Annotated in this window: 14 protein-coding genes and 1 pseudogene; 10 read left to right on the top strand and 5 right to left on the bottom strand. The window is 72.2% G+C overall.

Going from position 1 to position 15,806, the window contains the following annotated elements; translation table 11 throughout:
• Nucleotides 1–162 precede the first annotated feature (162 nt).
• From ACWGJM_RS22625 to ACWGJM_RS22610, 4 genes are read left to right on the top strand one after another with little or no spacing between them, the layout of a single operon-like run.
• Nucleotides 163–1,701 carry an AMP-binding protein gene (locus tag ACWGJM_RS22625; protein WP_453413529.1) on the top strand — a complete coding sequence of 513 codons (1,539 nt, stop codon included), beginning with the start codon at nt 163–165 and terminating at the stop codon, nt 1,699–1,701.
• Complete coding sequence (locus tag ACWGJM_RS22620; RefSeq protein ID WP_453413479.1) at nt 1,698–2,978, top strand: type III PLP-dependent enzyme; 1,281 nt, start codon at nt 1,698–1,700, stop codon at nt 2,976–2,978. The genes ACWGJM_RS22625 and ACWGJM_RS22620 overlap by 4 nt, the downstream gene beginning before the upstream one ends.
• A complete protein-coding gene (locus ACWGJM_RS22615; protein ID WP_453413478.1) occupies nt 2,975–3,478 on the top strand; it encodes a cobalamin B12-binding domain-containing protein in 504 nt (167 codons plus the stop codon). The genes ACWGJM_RS22620 and ACWGJM_RS22615 overlap by 4 nt, the downstream gene beginning before the upstream one ends.
• Complete coding sequence (locus ACWGJM_RS22610) at nt 3,475–4,824, top strand: methylaspartate mutase (protein ID WP_453413477.1); 1,350 nt, start codon at nt 3,475–3,477, stop codon at nt 4,822–4,824. Before ACWGJM_RS22615 ends, ACWGJM_RS22610 begins: the two co-directional genes overlap by 4 nt.
• A gap of 110 nt (nt 4,825–4,934) precedes the next feature.
• On the opposite strand, the gene ACWGJM_RS22605 is transcribed toward ACWGJM_RS22610, so the two are convergent.
• Nucleotides 4,935–6,161, bottom strand: a complete 1,227-nt coding sequence (locus ACWGJM_RS22605) for an RNA-guided endonuclease InsQ/TnpB family protein (protein WP_453413476.1) — start codon at nt 6,159–6,161, stop codon at nt 4,935–4,937.
• Nucleotides 6,162–6,175: 14 nt separating this feature from the next.
• Between ACWGJM_RS22605 and ACWGJM_RS22600 the strand changes: the two genes are divergently transcribed.
• From ACWGJM_RS22600 to ACWGJM_RS22580, 5 genes and pseudogenes are all read left to right on the top strand, one after another.
• Entirely contained in the window at nt 6,176–6,334 is a 159-nt protein-coding gene (locus ACWGJM_RS22600) for an Arc family DNA-binding protein (protein ID WP_453413475.1), read from the top strand.
• An 88-nt stretch (nt 6,335–6,422) separates the two neighbouring features.
• Entirely contained in the window at nt 6,423–7,172 is a 750-nt protein-coding gene (locus ACWGJM_RS22595; protein WP_453413474.1) for a thioesterase II family protein, read from the top strand.
• A 60-nt stretch (nt 7,173–7,232) separates the two neighbouring features.
• Nucleotides 7,233–7,471: pseudogene (locus ACWGJM_RS22590) on the top strand (Tn3 family transposase); the annotation flags it as partial.
• A gap of 134 nt (nt 7,472–7,605) precedes the next feature.
• Nucleotides 7,606–8,340 (top strand): MerR family transcriptional regulator, encoded by a 735-nt coding sequence (locus ACWGJM_RS22585; protein WP_453413473.1) that lies wholly within the window; start codon nt 7,606–7,608, stop codon nt 8,338–8,340.
• Complete coding sequence (locus tag ACWGJM_RS22580) at nt 8,337–9,176, top strand: hypothetical protein (RefSeq protein ID WP_453413472.1); 840 nt, start codon at nt 8,337–8,339, stop codon at nt 9,174–9,176. Before ACWGJM_RS22585 ends, ACWGJM_RS22580 begins: the two co-directional genes overlap by 4 nt.
• A gap of 463 nt (nt 9,177–9,639) precedes the next feature.
• Here the strand turns inward: ACWGJM_RS22580 and ACWGJM_RS22575 are convergent, their stop codons facing one another.
• On the bottom strand, nt 9,640–10,689 hold the full coding sequence (locus tag ACWGJM_RS22575) for a fatty acid desaturase family protein (protein ID WP_453413471.1): 1,050 nt from the start codon (nt 10,687–10,689) through the stop codon (nt 9,640–9,642).
• Between the two features lie 162 nt (nt 10,690–10,851).
• The gene (locus ACWGJM_RS22570) at nt 10,852–12,060 is read right to left on the bottom strand and encodes an aminotransferase class V-fold PLP-dependent enzyme (protein WP_453413470.1); all 1,209 of its coding nucleotides are present in this window, start codon (nt 12,058–12,060) and stop codon (nt 10,852–10,854) included.
• Nucleotides 12,061–12,292: 232 nt separating this feature from the next.
• Here ACWGJM_RS22570 and ACWGJM_RS22565 point away from each other — a divergent pair, with 232 nt between their 5' ends.
• Complete coding sequence (locus tag ACWGJM_RS22565; RefSeq protein ID WP_453413469.1) at nt 12,293–14,884, top strand: AAA family ATPase; 2,592 nt, start codon at nt 12,293–12,295, stop codon at nt 14,882–14,884.
• An 82-nt stretch (nt 14,885–14,966) separates the two neighbouring features.
• Here the strand turns inward: ACWGJM_RS22565 and ACWGJM_RS22560 are convergent, their stop codons facing one another.
• Nucleotides 14,967–15,353 (bottom strand): toxin Doc, encoded by a 387-nt coding sequence (locus tag ACWGJM_RS22560; protein WP_453413468.1) that lies wholly within the window; start codon nt 15,351–15,353, stop codon nt 14,967–14,969.
• Between the two features lie 3 nt (nt 15,354–15,356).
• On the bottom strand, nt 15,357–15,605 hold the full coding sequence (locus ACWGJM_RS22555; protein WP_453413467.1) for an antitoxin MazE7: 249 nt from the start codon (nt 15,603–15,605) through the stop codon (nt 15,357–15,359).
• Between the last annotated feature and the right edge of the window lie 201 nt (nt 15,606–15,806).

Raw genomic sequence — 15,806 nt, 5'->3', positions numbered from 1 at the left:
GTTAGGGGTTTGACCGCCGCAGCACCCCCCATACCGTGGCCAACGAGGTTCACGACTCCCCAGCGCATTTCGGCGAACCGAGCCACAACTCAAAGGCGGGGTGCGACGTTGGTCAGCCACTCGTATTCGACACTGGAAGACTCCGAACTGGACGACTCCGAACTGGAAGACCCGGAAACGCTTTCCGGGCCGGCCGCCCGGAGCGAACTCGTCCACGGCCTCCTCGACGAAGCGGTCGCCGAGGCTCCGGACGCCCCCGCGGTACGGGACTTCGCCGGAATCTGGACGTACCGGGAACTGGACGACCACAGCCGGGCGTTCGCGGCCTGGCTGCGCGAGAAGGGCGTGCGGCGCGGCGACCGTGTGCTGCTCCAGCTGCCCACCACCCGCGAACTGGCCGCGATGTTCTACGGCGCGGCCCGGGCCGGTGCGGTCTTCGTGCCGCTCAACCCGGCGATGAAGACGTACCACCTGCGCCAGGTGATCGACAACGCCGGGCCCACGCTGGTCATCGGCGACGCGGCGAGCGGGGACCGGCTCGCGGAGACCGGCAGCCCGGTGCACCTGCTGGCGGACGTGTGGCCGGAGGTGGAGGAACTCCTCGGCCGCGGTGCGGCACAGGCCGGTGACGCCGGTGACGAGGTGCGCCCCGACGACGTGGCCACCCTGATCTACACCTCCGGTTCCACGGCCGCGCCCAAGGCGGTCGTCTGTCCGCACGCCCAGGTGGCGTTCGCCTCCCGGGCGCTGGTGCGGGTCCTCGGCTACCGCCCCGACGACGTGGTGTTCTGCCGGTTCCCGATGTCCTGGGACTACGGCCTGTACAAGGTCCTGATGACCTGCATCGCGCGCTGCGAGATCGTCCTCGCCGACCGCGACTCCGACCTGGTGATCCTGCGCCGGATGCGGGAGACGGGCGCGACCGTCGTCCCGCTGGTCCCCTCGCTGGCGACGATGATCGTCACCCTGGCCGGGCGGGACGACCAGCCCCAGGCGCCGGTCAGGCTGTTCACCAACACCGGGGCCGCACTGCCGCAGACCACCATCGACGCGCTGCGGGAGCACTTCCCCGGGGCGCGCGTGGTGCGCCAGTACGGGCAGACCGAGGCCAAGCGGATCACCGTGATGCCGCCGGAGGAGGACGCCGAGCGGCCCGGCGCCGTCGGACTGCCGCTGCCCGGCACGCAGGTGCTGATCCTCGACCCGGACGGGCGGCCGGTGCCCACCGGGGAGGTCGGTGAGATCGTCGCCGTGGGCCCGCATGTGATGCCCGGCTACTGGAAGAGCCCCGAGCTGACGGCGAAGGCGTTCCGGCCGGACCCCGGCACCGGGCGGCTGCGGCTGCACACCGGTGACTACGGCAGCCTCGACGCGGACGGCTACCTGTACTTCGAGGGCCGCCGCGACGACATGTTCAAGCGCAAGGGCTTCCGGATGAGCACCCTGGAGATCGAGGGCGCCGCCATGGACATCCCCGGTGTGCGGGCGGCCGCCGCGCTGCCGCCGAGCGACCGTCACGACCTGGCGCTGTTCGTGGAGAGCGATCTGTCGCCGCGTGACGTCCTGAAGGAACTGACCCGGCGGCTGGAGCCCGCGAAGGTGCCGGCGATCTGCCGGGTGCTCAGCGACTTCCCGCTCACCCAGCACGGCAAGAACGCCCGCAAGGAGCTGGCCGCGATGCTCGACGGGAGCGGAGAATGACCACGCCGACCACCCCGACCCCCCCGACCACCCCGGACACGACCGAGCTCGCGAGCCGGTTCGGCACTCCCCTGTACGTCTACGACCTGGACCGGGTCCGGGCGGCGCGCGCCGACCTGTTCCGGTGGCTGCCGGAGGGCTTCGAGGTCTTCTACGCCTTCAAGGCCAACCCGCACGTCGACCTGGTACGCGCCCTGCGCACCGGCGACGGCCCCGCCTGCAAGGCCGAGATCAGCTCCACGGGTGAGCTGGCGGCGGCCCTGGAAGCCGGGTACGCCGGCGCCGACATCCTGTACACCGGTCCGGGCAAGACCCCCGCCGAGCTGGACGAGGCGGTCGGCCTGGGGGTGCGCACCTTCTCCGCCGAGTCGCTGAGCGACGTCACCCACATCGGGGAGGCCGCCCTCGCGCACGGCACGGTCGCCGACTGCCTGCTGCGCATCAACAGCGCCACGGCCAGCGCCACCACCAGCATCCGGATGACCGGCGCGCCCACCCAGTTCGGCATCGACAGCGAGACCGTCGCCGCGCTGGCGTCCGAGCTGTGCTCGGTGCCGGGTACCCGCGTGGCCGGGCTGCACCTGTTCTCGCAGAGCAACGCCAAGGACGAGGCGGCCCTGATCGGCGAGCTCACCCACACGGTGACGGTGGCCGCCGCCATCCAGGAGGACCTGGGGGTGGAGCTGGAGCTGCTGGACATCGGCGGCGGCTTCTCGGTGCCGTACGCCCAGGAGGGCGGCCGGGCCGTGTACCCGAAGCTGCGCGGCGAGCTGGAGGCCGTGCTCGACGTGCACTTCCCGCGGTGGCGGGAGGGCACCCCGCGCCTCGCGGTCGAGTCCGGCCGCTACCTCGCCGGGGACAGCGGCACGCTGGTCACCCGGGTCAGCAACGTCAAGGTCAGCCGCGGCAAGAAGTTCGTGATCGCCGACGCGGGCATCAACACCTTCGGCGGGATGTCCGGGCTGGGCCGGCTGATGCCGGTCACCGTGCACGTCCCGACGGACGCCGAGACGGAGAAGGCGAGCCTGGTCGGCCCGCTGTGCACGCCGGGCGACGTCCTGGGCCGGCAGATCGGGCTGCCCGCCGGGCTGAACCCTGGCGATCTGGTCGCCATCCCCAACACCGGTGCGTACGGCCCGACTTCGAGCCTGCTGATGTTCCTGGGACGGCCGGCGCCCGCCGAGGTCGTCATCAGTGGCGGCGAGGTCGTCTCCGCCACCCGCATCGAGCACGTACGCACCCCGCTCGGGGAACTCGGGGAAGGAGACCGCCGGTGAGCGCGTCCCAGCCACCCGCGCCGGTGCCGGGCGCGGACGCCGAGCCGTCGAAGGGCACGGTGATCGTCACCTCGCTGGCCTCCGACTCGCACACCTGGAACCTGGTGTTCCTGCAACTGCTCATCGAGGAGTGCGGCTACAGCGTGGTCAACCTCGGCCCGTGCGTCCCCGACGACCTGCTGGTCGCCGAATGCGACGCGCTGGAGCCGGACATGGTCGTCATCAGCAGCGTCAACGGGCACGGCTACCAGGACGGCATGCGGGTCATCGACCAGCTCCGGGCGCTCGCCCCGCTGGCCGCCACCCCCATCGTGATCGGCGGCAAGCTCGGCACCGACGACGCCGAGGGGGCGGACCGGGCGGCGGAGCTGTCCGCCGCCGGGTTCGACGCCGTCTTCGAGGACGGCCAGGACCCGGTGACCGCCTTCCGCGGCTTCCTCGACACGATGCAGCGCTCCGGCCGCATGCTGGACGCCGCCCGTGACGGAGCGGCCCTGTGAGCAGGCTTCCGCTGCTCAGGAACCGCCGCGGCCGGCCGGTGGACTTCGGCGCGTTCGTCCGCCGGGAGAGCTCCCGGGGACGGCTGGTCGTGCAGCCCCGTATGGGCTTCGGCGACCCGGCGCAGATGCGGGAGGGGCTGATCGCCACCAAGGCCGCCGACGCCACCACGGTGGGCACCCTCACCCTGGACAGCTACACCCGGGTCGGTGAGCTGCACGCCGTGGAGGAAGCCCTGCGCGAGGGCATCAGCCTGAACGGCTATCCGGTCGTCAGCCATCCGCCGGGCGTCACGGAGGCGGTGCTCGCCGGGGTGCGCGACGCCCGTTTCCCGGTGCAGGTGCGGCACGGCTCCGCGACGCCCATCGACATCTTCTGGTCGCTGCTGCGGCTCGGGCTCAACGCCACCGAGGGCGGTCCCGTCTCCTACTGCCTGCCCTACGGCCGCACGCCCCTCGCCGACGGCATCCGCAACTGGGAGGCCTGCTGCGACCTGTACACCAGGCTGCGGGACGAGGGCATCGAACCGCACCTGGAGACCTTCGGCGGCTGCATGATGGGCCAGCTCTGCCCGCCCGGCCAGCTGGTGGCCATCAGCTTCCTGGAGGCGCTGTTCTTCGCCCAGCACGGCATCCGCTCGCTGTCCCTCAGCTACGCCCAGCAGACCGACATGGGGCAGGACCGTGAGGCCGTCGGCGCGCTGCGCAGGCTCTGCGCCGAGCTGCTGCCCACCGACAACTGGCACATCGTCATCTACGCCTACATGGGCGTGTACCCGGAGACGTACCGGGGGGCCCACCACCTGCTCGGCCGGGCCGCCGAGCTCGCCGTGTCCACCGGCGCCCACCGGCTGATCGCGAAGACGGTCGCCGAGTCGCGCCGCATCCCGACGGTGGCGGAGAACGTCCTCGCGCTGGAGTACGCCGACACGATCGCCCGGCGCACCGCGGCCGGGCAGCCGGACACCTCCGAGGTGCTCGGCGACTCGCCGACGTACGCCGAGGCGCGCGCCCTGGTCGACGCGGTGCTCGAACTCGACGACGACATCGGCCGCGCGCTGCTCGCCGCCTTCCGCCGGGGTTACCTCGACGTGCCGTACTGCGTCCACCCCGACAACGCGGGCCGCGCCCGCAGTTACATCGGCCCCGACGGCCGGCTGCGGTGGGCGGACATCGGCCGGCTGCCGCTGCGCGGCATCGCCGAGCAGCGGACCACGAAGCGGATCGGCTCCGCCGACCTGCTGAAGGACCTGTTCTATGTGCGGGGGCTGTACGACGAGGAGGCTCTGCGGATCCGGCCCGGTGCCGGACAGGAGCTGACGCGCGGCGAGCCGGTCCGGCCCGCATGACCCCTTCGAAAGGCCCGGCCCGCGGTTCCCGGACCGCCCGCGGGCGCACACACACCGACGAGGAGTATCAGTTGACATCCTCCCCTCCCTGAAGGGAGGGGATTCCTGGCTCAGGCTGCCTCTGGGAGCAGCGCTCCCGGGGGTCTTACGCCCTCGACACCAGCCGGGTTGAGACCAGCCCGGACCAGCATCACGCGAGCAGAGTTCTTGTCCCTAGGAGATACGACTCCGCACGCGGTGCAGGTGTAGGTACGTTCCGAAAGAGGAAGTGCGTGCTTGGTTCTCGCTCCGCACGACGCACAGTCCATGGTGGTGTGCGCAGGATGCACCAGGCGGACGTCCCGCCCGTGCTTGCGGCCCATCTCGATCAGGGCCGTCTTCGTGGCGCCGATCGCCGCGTCTGCGGCTTTACGGGCCATGGTGGTCTTCGCGAGGAACTTCGGCCGGAAGTCCTCGACGGCAATCGCGTCATGGTCGCGGACAACGCGCTTGGCCCATTTGCGGGCGGTGTCCTGCCGCTGCCGGGCAATCTTCTTATGGACCTTCGCGGCCTGCACCTGCGCCTGCCGGTATCCTCTGGACGCGGCCTGCCCACGCGCGGGCTTCCTGCGAGCCATCATCCGCTGATAATGGGCCAGCCTCTGCGCGGCGGTCCTCCCGTGCTGGGCATGCGGCAGGTCATGGGCGTCGCTCGTGGTGGTCGCGGTCTCCTTCACACCCCAGTCCACGCCGATCACAGCACCCGTCTCCGGGAGCGGCTGGACTTCGGTGGCGACGACAAACGACGCGTACCAGTGGCCGACCGCGTCGCGGTACACGCGCACCGAGGACGGTACAGCGGGCAGCTCCCGCGACCACACCACGGTCAACACGATCCCACCCGCCAGATGCAGGCGGCCGTCCTTCAGCCGGAAGCCCCGGCTGGTGTAGTTCAGCGTGGGCAGCGCCTCACGCTTCTTCTTCACCCTGGGCATGCCAGCGCGCTGCCGCATGGGCAGCCGTTTCTCGATGTCCGTCAGCGCCTTCGAGCGGGACTTGGCGAAATCCCGGATGATCTGCTGCTGCGGAACGCTCGCGCCGTCACGGAGCCACGGCAGTTGGGCGCGGGCATCGGTCAGCATTTTGTCGAGCTGGGCAGGGCCGCACGTCAGCTTGTCGTCCGGGTGCGCACGGTTGTGGGCGTGTATCTGCCGGGACTTGGCGACGCATTCGTTCCAGATCCATCGACAGCGGTCCCACTCGGCGAGGAGAGCGGTGTGGGCGGCCGACGACACGCGGAGCCGGTAGGTGTACCGGGCGCGCCCGGTACCCTCCGCCGCTTTCCATGGTGTCGCCATGGCATCATTTTAGCATGGAAGACGAGAAGCGGATCTCTCTCCGCCTGCCAGCGGAACTGCACGCACGCCTCGTTGAGGAGGCCCGCGCCGACCGGCGGTCCCTCAACTCTGAGATCGTCCACCTGCTTGAGGTCGCGCTCGGCCCGGCAGGTGGAGACGACCAAGCGCCCTGACGGCGATTGCTCTATCCCATAACCCGCTACGCGGGAGTTCCGATTCCTCCCCGCCCTACAGGACGGGGCACCCTCGAAGGAGAACCCGGTGACCACGCAGACGAACGTCGAGACCGGCGCATGGATACGGCGCTTCAACCCCGCTCCCGACGCCGCGCACCGGCTGGTGTGCTTCCCGCACGCGGGTGGTTCGGCGTCGTTCTACTTCCCCGTCTCACGGGCGCTGTCCCCTGCCGTGGACGTGCTCGCGATCCAGTACCCCGGGCGCCAGGACCGCCGTCACGAGCCGTGCGTCGACAGCATCCACGGGCTGGCGGACGCGCTGGCCGAGGAGCTCGACGGCTGGTTCGACCGGCCGGTGACGTTCTTCGGGCACAGCATGGGTGCCTCCCTGGCGTACGAAGTGGCGCGGCGTTTCGAGGAGCGCGGGACCGTGCTGCACGGGCTGTTCGCCTCGGGCCGGCGCGCGCCGTCGACGGTGCGTGAGGAGCGGGTGCACCTGCTGGACGACGACGGGCTGATCGAGGACATCACGCGGCTGAGCGGCACCGACACCCAGGTGCTGGGCGACCCGGAGATCCTGCGGATGATCCTGCCGTCGATCCGCGCCGACTACCGGGCCGCGGAGACCTACCGCTACACGCCGGGCCCGCGGCTGACCTGCCCGCTGACCGCGCTCACCGGCGACGACGACCCGCAGGTCACCATGGACGAGGCGGGCGCCTGGGCGGAGCACACCTCGGGCCCCTTCGACCTGAAGGTGTACCCAGGCGGCCACTTCTACCTCAACTCCCAGGCCCCGGCGGTGCTGTCGACCCTCAAGTCGCACCTGCGCTGACCGCCCCACGCAGCCCCTCGAACCGCGAGACCCGGGTCACGACCGCATCCCCATGCGCCCGACGCCGTAGTGCTCTGGACCACCCTGTACATCGACGCCGCCGTCGCCCAAGTCCGTGCCGACGGTCACAAGATCCGAAACGAGGACATCGCCCGCCTGTCCCCGATCAAGCACCACAACCAAAACGTCCTGGGCCGTTACAGCTTCACCGCCTCCACCCAGCTGGCGACGCCCTACGCCCTCTTCGCCCTCTTCGCGACCCGGACACAGTCGAACTCGACGAGGACGACGAGGGGTAGCGGGAGCGGGCTCTGGCCAGATACGTGCGCTGGCGAGGACCTACCACTCCGGTGTGCAGACGCGCTGGAATCGTTTGCGCCCGACAATCCCTTCCGCTTGACCTTGACGCAACGGCAAGGTTTCTACTGACGGCATGCGAATCGGAGAGATCGCCGCGCTCGTGGGGCTCACCACCCGGGCGATCCGGCACTACCACCATGTCGGTCTGCTTCCGGAACCGGAGCGGCGCCCAAACGGCTACCGGGCCTACAGCGTCCGCAATGCCGTCCTGCTCGCCCGGGTCCGCCGGCTCACCGAACTCGGCCTCAGCCTCGATGAAGTGCGTGACGTCATCGCCGATGATGCCGGGCGCGAACTGGCCGAGGTACTGGAAGAACTCGACGCCGACCTGGCCCGTCAGGAGGCCGCCATCCGGGAGCGCCGCTGCCGACTCAGCGCCCTGCTCGCCGAGCCGCCCGGCGCGACCGGGCCCGTCTCACCCGCCCTCGCCGCGCTGCTGGCACAAGCCCCCCGAACAGATTCGCCGAGCGCGGCCAAGGACCGCGAGTACCTCACGCTGGTGGACGTCACCAGCACCGGTAACCAAGAGATTTTCGAGCTACTCGAAACGCTGGTTGCCGATCCCGCGGTTGCCGAACTGTACGAGCGGCTCGACGCGCTCGCCGAGGCCCCCGCCGACGATCCGCGGATCGCACCCCTGGCAGCTGACCTGATGGCAGCCGTCCCCGAGGAGCTGTTCGCCGCAATTCCCGAGGACGGGGTGGTCGTGACCGGACTCAAGGAGGCGTTGCTCGCCGAGTACGCCCCCGCGCAGGCGGAAGTCGTGGGCCGGCTCATGGACGCGTTCGTGGAGAGGGGCCGGGGATGAGCGGCCGGCCAAGAGGCGTACGGGCGGCGCGGGTCGCGGTAGCCGCCGTGCTGCCGGGGGAACTGGCACTGGCGGCCTGCCTGGTGGCTGGGGTCCGGCCGCCCGGGTGGGCGCTGGCGGGCGCCGAGGCGCTGGTACTCGCGGTGCTACTGCTGGAGGCCTGTGTGCTGCGCTCGCTGTACGCCGCCGCGCGCGCCCGCGGCGCGGACCGCCGGGCGGCGCGGCAGGCCGCCGTACAGGAGGCGGTGCCGGTGACGGTCCGCCGCCTGGTCCTCCACGAGCTGCGCGCCCTCGCCTCCCTGGGACGGTGGGTCCGGCGCAGCACGCACGGGGTGCGCCCAGGGGACCTCGCTGCCGCGTACACCGGACCTCAGACCGCGATGATGTACGGGCTGCTCTTCGTGATGGTGATCGAGACGGTCGGCCTGGCCTTCCTCATCCCTTGGCCGGTGATCCACCGGACGATCCTGGTACTCGACCTGTACGGCGTCGTCCTCGTACTGGCCCTGCACGCCGCCTGCGTCACCCGGCCGCACGTCGTGCACCCCGACGGCTCTCTGCGGATCCGCTACGGAGCCCTGTTCGACCTCGCCGTACCGCAGGACGCGGTCGCCTCGGTCCGGGTCGACCGGCGCTACCCCGAAGGCCAACTGATCACCCTCTCCCAGGACGGGGTCCTCGACCTGATCGTGGGCAGCCAGACCTCGGTGACCCTGGAGCTGAACCGACCACTCACCTTCACCCGCCCGCTCGGCGCAACGGAAAAGGCCCACACCATCCGCTTCCACGCCGACGACCCGCGCGCACTGGTCAGCGCACTCCGTCAGCCCGCATGAGCACACGGGTCGGTTCCGACCGCAGCTCCTGGCAGACCCTCCAGCCCAATGACACTCCCTGACGAGAATCACACTCACGATGCGGTGTGGCACCCGGCAAGGCGTACCGATCTGGCGCCCGCCCGGTTGCGTGTTCCACTTCTCGGCATTCTCGCGAATGAACAGATCCGAGAAAGACCTCTCGAAAGCCTCATGTTGTGCGAGGCACTTCTGAGAAGACGCCGCCATGGATTTGACGCCCGATCAGGCGGCATTGGCGGTAGAGCGTCACGACTGCTCGAACTGTGACGCACCCGTCGGCGTTCCACCGGGCCCCGGCCGCCACGGCAGGCGGGACCGGCCGGCCGGTGCGCGTGACCGTCTCCGGTGAACCGCCCCGCGCCCGGGTTTCGCACGTTCCGCGTCCGCGAGCACGGGGCGGCCGTCCTCGGCCTTGCTTCCCCGGCCTCGACCGGCGTCGCCGTCAGCGGCGTCGGGCCCGCAGCGGTTCTCCGACGCTCCTGAGGTGGCGCAGGGCCTCGCGGTGGGAGGCGAGCAGGCCCGTCTGGTGGTAAGGGATGGCCAGTTCGGCGCAGTACCGCTCGGTGATGCGCTGGGCGCGCCGCAGGGCGGGGGTGGGCATGCTGGGGAACAGGTGGTGCTCTATCTGGTAGTTGAGGCCGCCCATGAAGGCGTCGACGAGGAAGCCGCCGCGCACATTGCGCGAGGTGAGCACCTGGCGGCGCAGGAAGTCCAGCTCCTGGCCCTCGGTGACCATCAGCATGCCCTTGTGGTTGGGGGCGAACACCGAGCCGAGGTAGATGCCGAACAGGCCCATGTGCACGGCGACGAAGGCGCACGCCTTGCCGGGCGGGAGGGCGGTGAAGACCGCGCCGAAGTAGACGGCGAAGTGGGCGACAAGCAGGGTGCCCTCGAGGACGGGCCGTTTCACCGCCGAGGTGGACAGGGCCCGGAAGCTGCCGACGCTGAGGTTGAAGCCCTCGAGCGTGAGCATCGGGAAGAAGAGGGCGGCCTGGTGACGGCCGACGAACGCGGGGAGTCCCCGGGCGACGCGCGCCTGCCGGCGCGACCACACCAGGAGGTGGGGCGCGACGTCGGGGTCCTTCTCCTCGTGGTTGGGGTTGGCGTGGTGCCGGGTGTGCTTGTTCATCCACCAGCCGTAGCTCATGCCGAGCAGCGCGTTCGCGGCTATGAGCCCGCCGGTCTCGGCGGGGCGGCGGCGGGTGAACACCTGCCGGTGGGCCAGGTCATGGGCCGCGAGCCCGAGTTGCCCGAAGACCACGGCCAGCCCGACGGCGACGAGCAGTTGCAGCCAGCTGTCGCCGAGTACGGCGAACGCCGTGCAGCACCCGACGAGTGCGAGGGCCACCGCCGTGAACCGCGAGGTGTAGTAGAGGGGGCGCCGGGCCATGAGCCCCGCGTCGGCCATTCTGCGCGCCAGGCGGGAGAAGTCACTCCCGGATTCCCGAAGGGACGGCGGTGACTGCTCCGTGAGCACTGGGGGGTTCGCCATGCGACCCAGTATGTGGGCCGGAAATTACCCACCATAATGCCACCCGACCCCTGTTGACGGACCTCCGGACCCCAGCATGGACGGGGGCAAACCTGCGGAAATCCCCTGACTTTCGTCGGCTCCACCGGGCCCCCGGCGCCGCTCCGCGACGGCTGTGGCCGCTCACGCCGGGGGCTCGAGTCGGCTGGTGTCCACGGGCCCGTTCGGCACCAGTGCCAGGTGCCGCCCGGCCGGTCGCCGGCGCGGCCCCGGGATGCGCGTCACCGGGACACCCGGGGCCGGCAGGATGCGCGCGCCCACGGGGACCGGGCGGTGCCGCCGCAGGTCCAGTACCTCCCGCAGCGCCTCGCCGAACCGTGCGATGTCCTGGGGCGAGTTGTCGTGGTGGACGGAGGCCCGGACGGCGGTGGTGACGCCGCGCCCGGGCAGGTACAGCGGGGTCTCCTGCGCGACCGTCTTCCACACGACGACGCCACGGGCCGCGAGCTGCCGGCGCACCAGCGCGGCGGTCAGTTCCTCGTGCCGGAAGGTGAGGATGCCGGACTGGATCCGCCCGGGGGTGATCAGTTCGGTTCCGGGCGCGTCCTCGACGGCGGCGCGCAGGCCGGGGAAGCGGTCCTCGTACCCGGCCGTCGCGGCGTGCTCGCCCAGGGCGGCGTTCAGTGCCGCGACCGCCGCGCCGTGCGGCGGTACGCGCGGTTCGACGCCGTACGGCGCCAGGGACTGCCGCAGCTTCGGTGCCGCGTAGGCGAAGCCGACGGACTGCGGCCCGCGCAGGAACCGCCAGCCGTCCCCGGTGAGCAGATGGCAGCCGATCCGGGCGACGTCCACGGGCAGCTGGCCGACGGCGTACGAGGCGTCGACGGCGTACAGGCAGCGGTAGGGGGCGAGGATGCGCCCGATGTCCTCGACCGGGTTGACGATGCCGCAGCCGGCCGGGACGTACGCCACGGAGACCAGGGCCACGTCGTCGTCGATGTGCCTGGCCATCCACTCCAGGTCCAGGTCGCCGTCCGGGCGCAGCGGTACGACGTCGAGCCCGCAGCGGGTGCGGTCGCGCAGGGCGAAGAGGGTGGTGAGGTTGGCGGCGCTCTCGTAGGGGGTCGTCCAGATGCGGTCCCGCGGGCCGAGCGGCAGGCGCGGCACGAGGGTGGCGAACGCGTCGGCGGCCCCGGTGAACAGGGCGGTGGCGCCGGCCGGCGCGCCCAGCAGGGCGCCGAGACGTTCGTGGATCTCCCGGTGGACGACGTCGTCGAGGTGCTCCTCCAGCTCGTGGGGTCCGTACCGGTCCTCGTGGCGCGTCCATTCGGTGAGGACCGCACGTACGGCGGCGGGCATCCGGCCCAGTCCGGCAGGGTTCAGGTGAATCATCCGGGGCCTCCCCCGTGCGGTTCGGGCAATGAATTGCCGAGTACTTGGCAAGAGATTGCCTGGAATCACGGGGAGTTGGCAATGTGCGCTCCAGCGGCGCTCGAGCGGCCGGGCCGCGAGCCGCCTCGAGGGGAGCCCGGCCGGTGTCCACCTCCGCCCCCGCTCCACCCCTCTTAGAGGTGCTGCTTCGATCCTGGCCCCGACCAGCGCGGCTGCGGCGAAGGGCGGACTCATGACGGAGGCGGACAGAGCATCGGTTTCCGGTGCTCTGGAGACGGTCCTCGCCACGTGTGCGGTGGGCCGTTCCCGGGTGGTACTGATCGAGGGCGCCGCCGGCTGCGGCAAGAGCCACCTCCTGGACACCGTGGCCGAACGTGCCGCCGCCACCGGAGCACTCGTCCTCACCGCCGTCGCCACCGCGGCCGAACGCCGGGTGCCGCTCGGTGTCCTGCGCCAACTGGTCGGCAGCGCACCGGTGTTCGCGCTGCCACGGACGGCCGGCGAGGCCGCCGCGATCCCGTCCGAGGAGGCGATGCGGGCGTTCTGCGCGGAGCTGTGCGACCTCGCGCTCGACGGGCCGGTGGTGCTCTGCCTGGACGACGTGCAGCACGCGGACGCGCAGTCCCTGCACCACCTCCGCCACCTGGTACGGCACGCCCGCCCGGCTCCCGTACTGCTGGTCGCGACCATCTCCTCGTACGCCGAGGCCCAACAGGACCTCTTCGCACCGGAGTTGACACGTCAGCCGCACTTCCGCCGGATCCGGCTCGGCCTTCTCTCCCCGGACGAGACGGCCCGGACGGCGACGGCCCGGACGGCGACGGGCCGTCCGGGCCGGACGGCGGCGGAGCTGCACCGCGTCACCGGCGGCAATCCGCTCCTGCTGCGCGCCCTGCTGGAGGAGGACGGCGCCGCCACCGCGTCACCGCCGTCGGCGCCCGCCCCGGACGGCCCGTTCGCCGAAGCCGTCACCGCCTGTCTGCACCGCAGCGGCCCGGCCGCCGCGGTCACCGCCCGCTCGGTGGCGATCCTGGCGGAGGAGGCGGCCGAGCCGCTGGTCGCCCGCATGCTCCACCCCGAGACCGCCGCCCCCGGCCTGGCCGCGCTGCGCGCCTGCGGCCTCCTCGACGGCCTCCGCTTCCGGCACCCTGCCGTCCCGGCCGCCGTCCTCGCGCACGCCTCCCCCCGGACCCGCGCGGACCTGCACCGGCGGGCCGCCCGGGTGCTGCGCGGGGCGGGCGCCCCCGCCGGCGTGGTGGCCGACCACCTGCTCGCGCCCTTGGCGGACGGCGTACGCGCACCGGTCCGCCCCGGGGACTTCGCGCTGCTCGCGGACACCGCGGAGCGCCTTCTGACGGACCACCGCGGCAGCCGGCGCACCGACCAGGCCGAACGCCTCCTCGAACTCGCCCACGGCATCTGCCCCGAGGATGTGGCGCGCTCCGCCCTGGCCGTGCGGCTCGCGCAGCTCGCCGCACGCCGCGACCCGGACGCCGCCGGGCACCGGCTGACCGCGCTGGTGACGGGGCACCGTACGCCCCGGCCCGACACCGAGCTCACGCGGGAGCTGGCCGGGATGCTGCTGGCGCAGGGCCGGGTGCCGGACGCGGCCGGGCTGTCGCGCGGGACCGACGACGGCCCGGCCGCCTGGGACGCGGTGCTCGACACCCGGCCGGCGGCCGCGGAGACGCTGGTGCGGTCGACGCCGCTGACGGACGCCACCCTCGCCCCGCTCGTCCTGGCGGTGCGCACACTGCTGCACTGCGAGCGTCCCGAGCGCGCCGTGCCCGCCAGCCGCCGGCTGCTGGAGGAGGCGGAGGCGAGCCGGGCGCCCGGCCGCCGGGCGGTCTTCGGGACGCTGCACGCCGAGGCGCTGCTCGGGGTGGGCGACGTGCGGGGGGCCCGCGAACACGCGCTCGAGGCGCTGGAGGTGCTGCCCCCGGGCGGTGACGGAACGTTCCGCTACGCCCCGACTGCGGTGCTCGTCCAGGCGTACGGCGTCCTGGGCCGGTACGACGAGGCCGCCCGCCACGTCCAGTACCCGGTCACCCGGCGGGTGCTGACGAGTCTGCACGGCCTGCGGTATCTGCGTGCCCGGGGGCTGCACCACCTGGCCCTCGGCCAGCCGCACACCGCGCTCGCCGACTTCCGCCGGATCGGCCGCCTGCTCCAGCTGTGGCGGGCGGACCGGCCGGCCTGCCTGCCCTGGCGCACCGACGCGGCCCAGGCCCTGCTGCGGCTGGGCAAGGTCCGGCAGGCGCGCGCCCTGACCGAGGAGCAGCTCGCCCTGCCCGACGCACGACGCCCCTGGGTACGCGGCCAGACCCTGCGCATGCTGGCCGCGACCGGCGACCCCGGCGAGCGCACCGCGCTGCTCCGCCAGGCCGTCGACCAGCTGCGCCGCAGCGGAGCCCGGCTGGAGACCGCCCGGGCCCTGGCCGACCTCGGCCATGCCCTCCACGCGGACGGCTGCCCCTCCCAGGCCACCGCCACCCTGCGGGCCGCCTGGAACCTGGCCCAGCAGATGGGCGCGACGGCCCTGCGCGACGAGCTGCTCCCCGTCTCCGAGCGCTTCCCGGCCCCCGGCCCCCTGCCCCTGAGCCCCTCCGAACGCCGTGTCGCCGCGCTCGCCGCCCAGGGCCTGACCAACCGCCACATCGCCGCGCGCCTCCACCTCACGGTGAGCACGGTCGAACAGCACCTGACCCGCACCTACCGAAAACTGGGCGTCCCGGGCCGCGCAGGCCTCCCGACCGCCCTGACCACCGCCTTGCCCGCCGGCCCCTTGCCGCACCTGGCGCACAGCACCCCGACAACCGGCTGACCAGAACCCGCGACCCGCGTCCAGCGCGGGCCGGGCCTCCCGGCCGGGCCGGCGGACAGCCCCGGCGCCCTCGTCCGAGGGATCACGCCGTGTGCCAGGACCGGATCCGTTCCGCGATGCCGTACGAGTCCAGGTGCAGGGAACGGATGTCGTGGATCAGATCGCGCCACAGCTCGAACTTCGTGCTCACGCGCTGCCCCGAGGCCTCGAGATAGGCGATGGCGACGCCGTAGCCGAAGAGCTCGTTGCGGGCGGGGAGCGGGCGTAGCAGCACGCACTCCTCGAGGAGGACGGCGGCCCGCCAGAAGGCGTCGGGGTGGTGCTGGTCGTGCCGTGGGGGATCGACCCGGTGCCGCTGGGCCATGCCGACGAGCACGGAGAAGTCGTTGACGGTCAGGTCGTCCCGGAGGATCTCTTCCTGGCGTTCCAGGAACCACCGGTAGTCGACGTGGACGACGGGATCGCTCACGGATCAGGCCGCCCGCGGGGTGCGGTGCGCGACGGGCGGCAGCCCTCCGAACTCGGCGTCGAAGGCCTCCATGACACCGGGCTCCTCGATCACGCGCCGGAAGGCGGCGGTGGCCGTCTGCATGGCCCGCTCCTGCTCCTTCTCCTCGGCCACCTTGGCGAGGTACGCCTTCACGGACAGCCCCGCGGCGGCGGCCAGGGCCTGGAGGGCGTCCCTGGTGCGGGTGTCGACCTTGACAGTGGTTTCAGCCATACCCGCAGTATCCCGCGCGGTATACCCAGGGCGCTACTCCTTCTGTGAGGCATCGGCCCGGTGGCTCACCCTGGCAACTCCACCCCCTCCATTTGGCACAGAACCACCCCCTCCCATCAGCGACTCCACCGCGACTCGACCGCTCCAAGACACAGCCTCAGGACACGGTTGCCAAGCTCAAGGCAAGGTTTTGCCAAGCCG

This window comes from Streptomyces sp. NPDC054834 (genome assembly GCF_053611185.1).
Note: the sequence above shows the minus strand (reverse complement) of the source record. Positions and strands in the feature narration are given on the sequence as shown.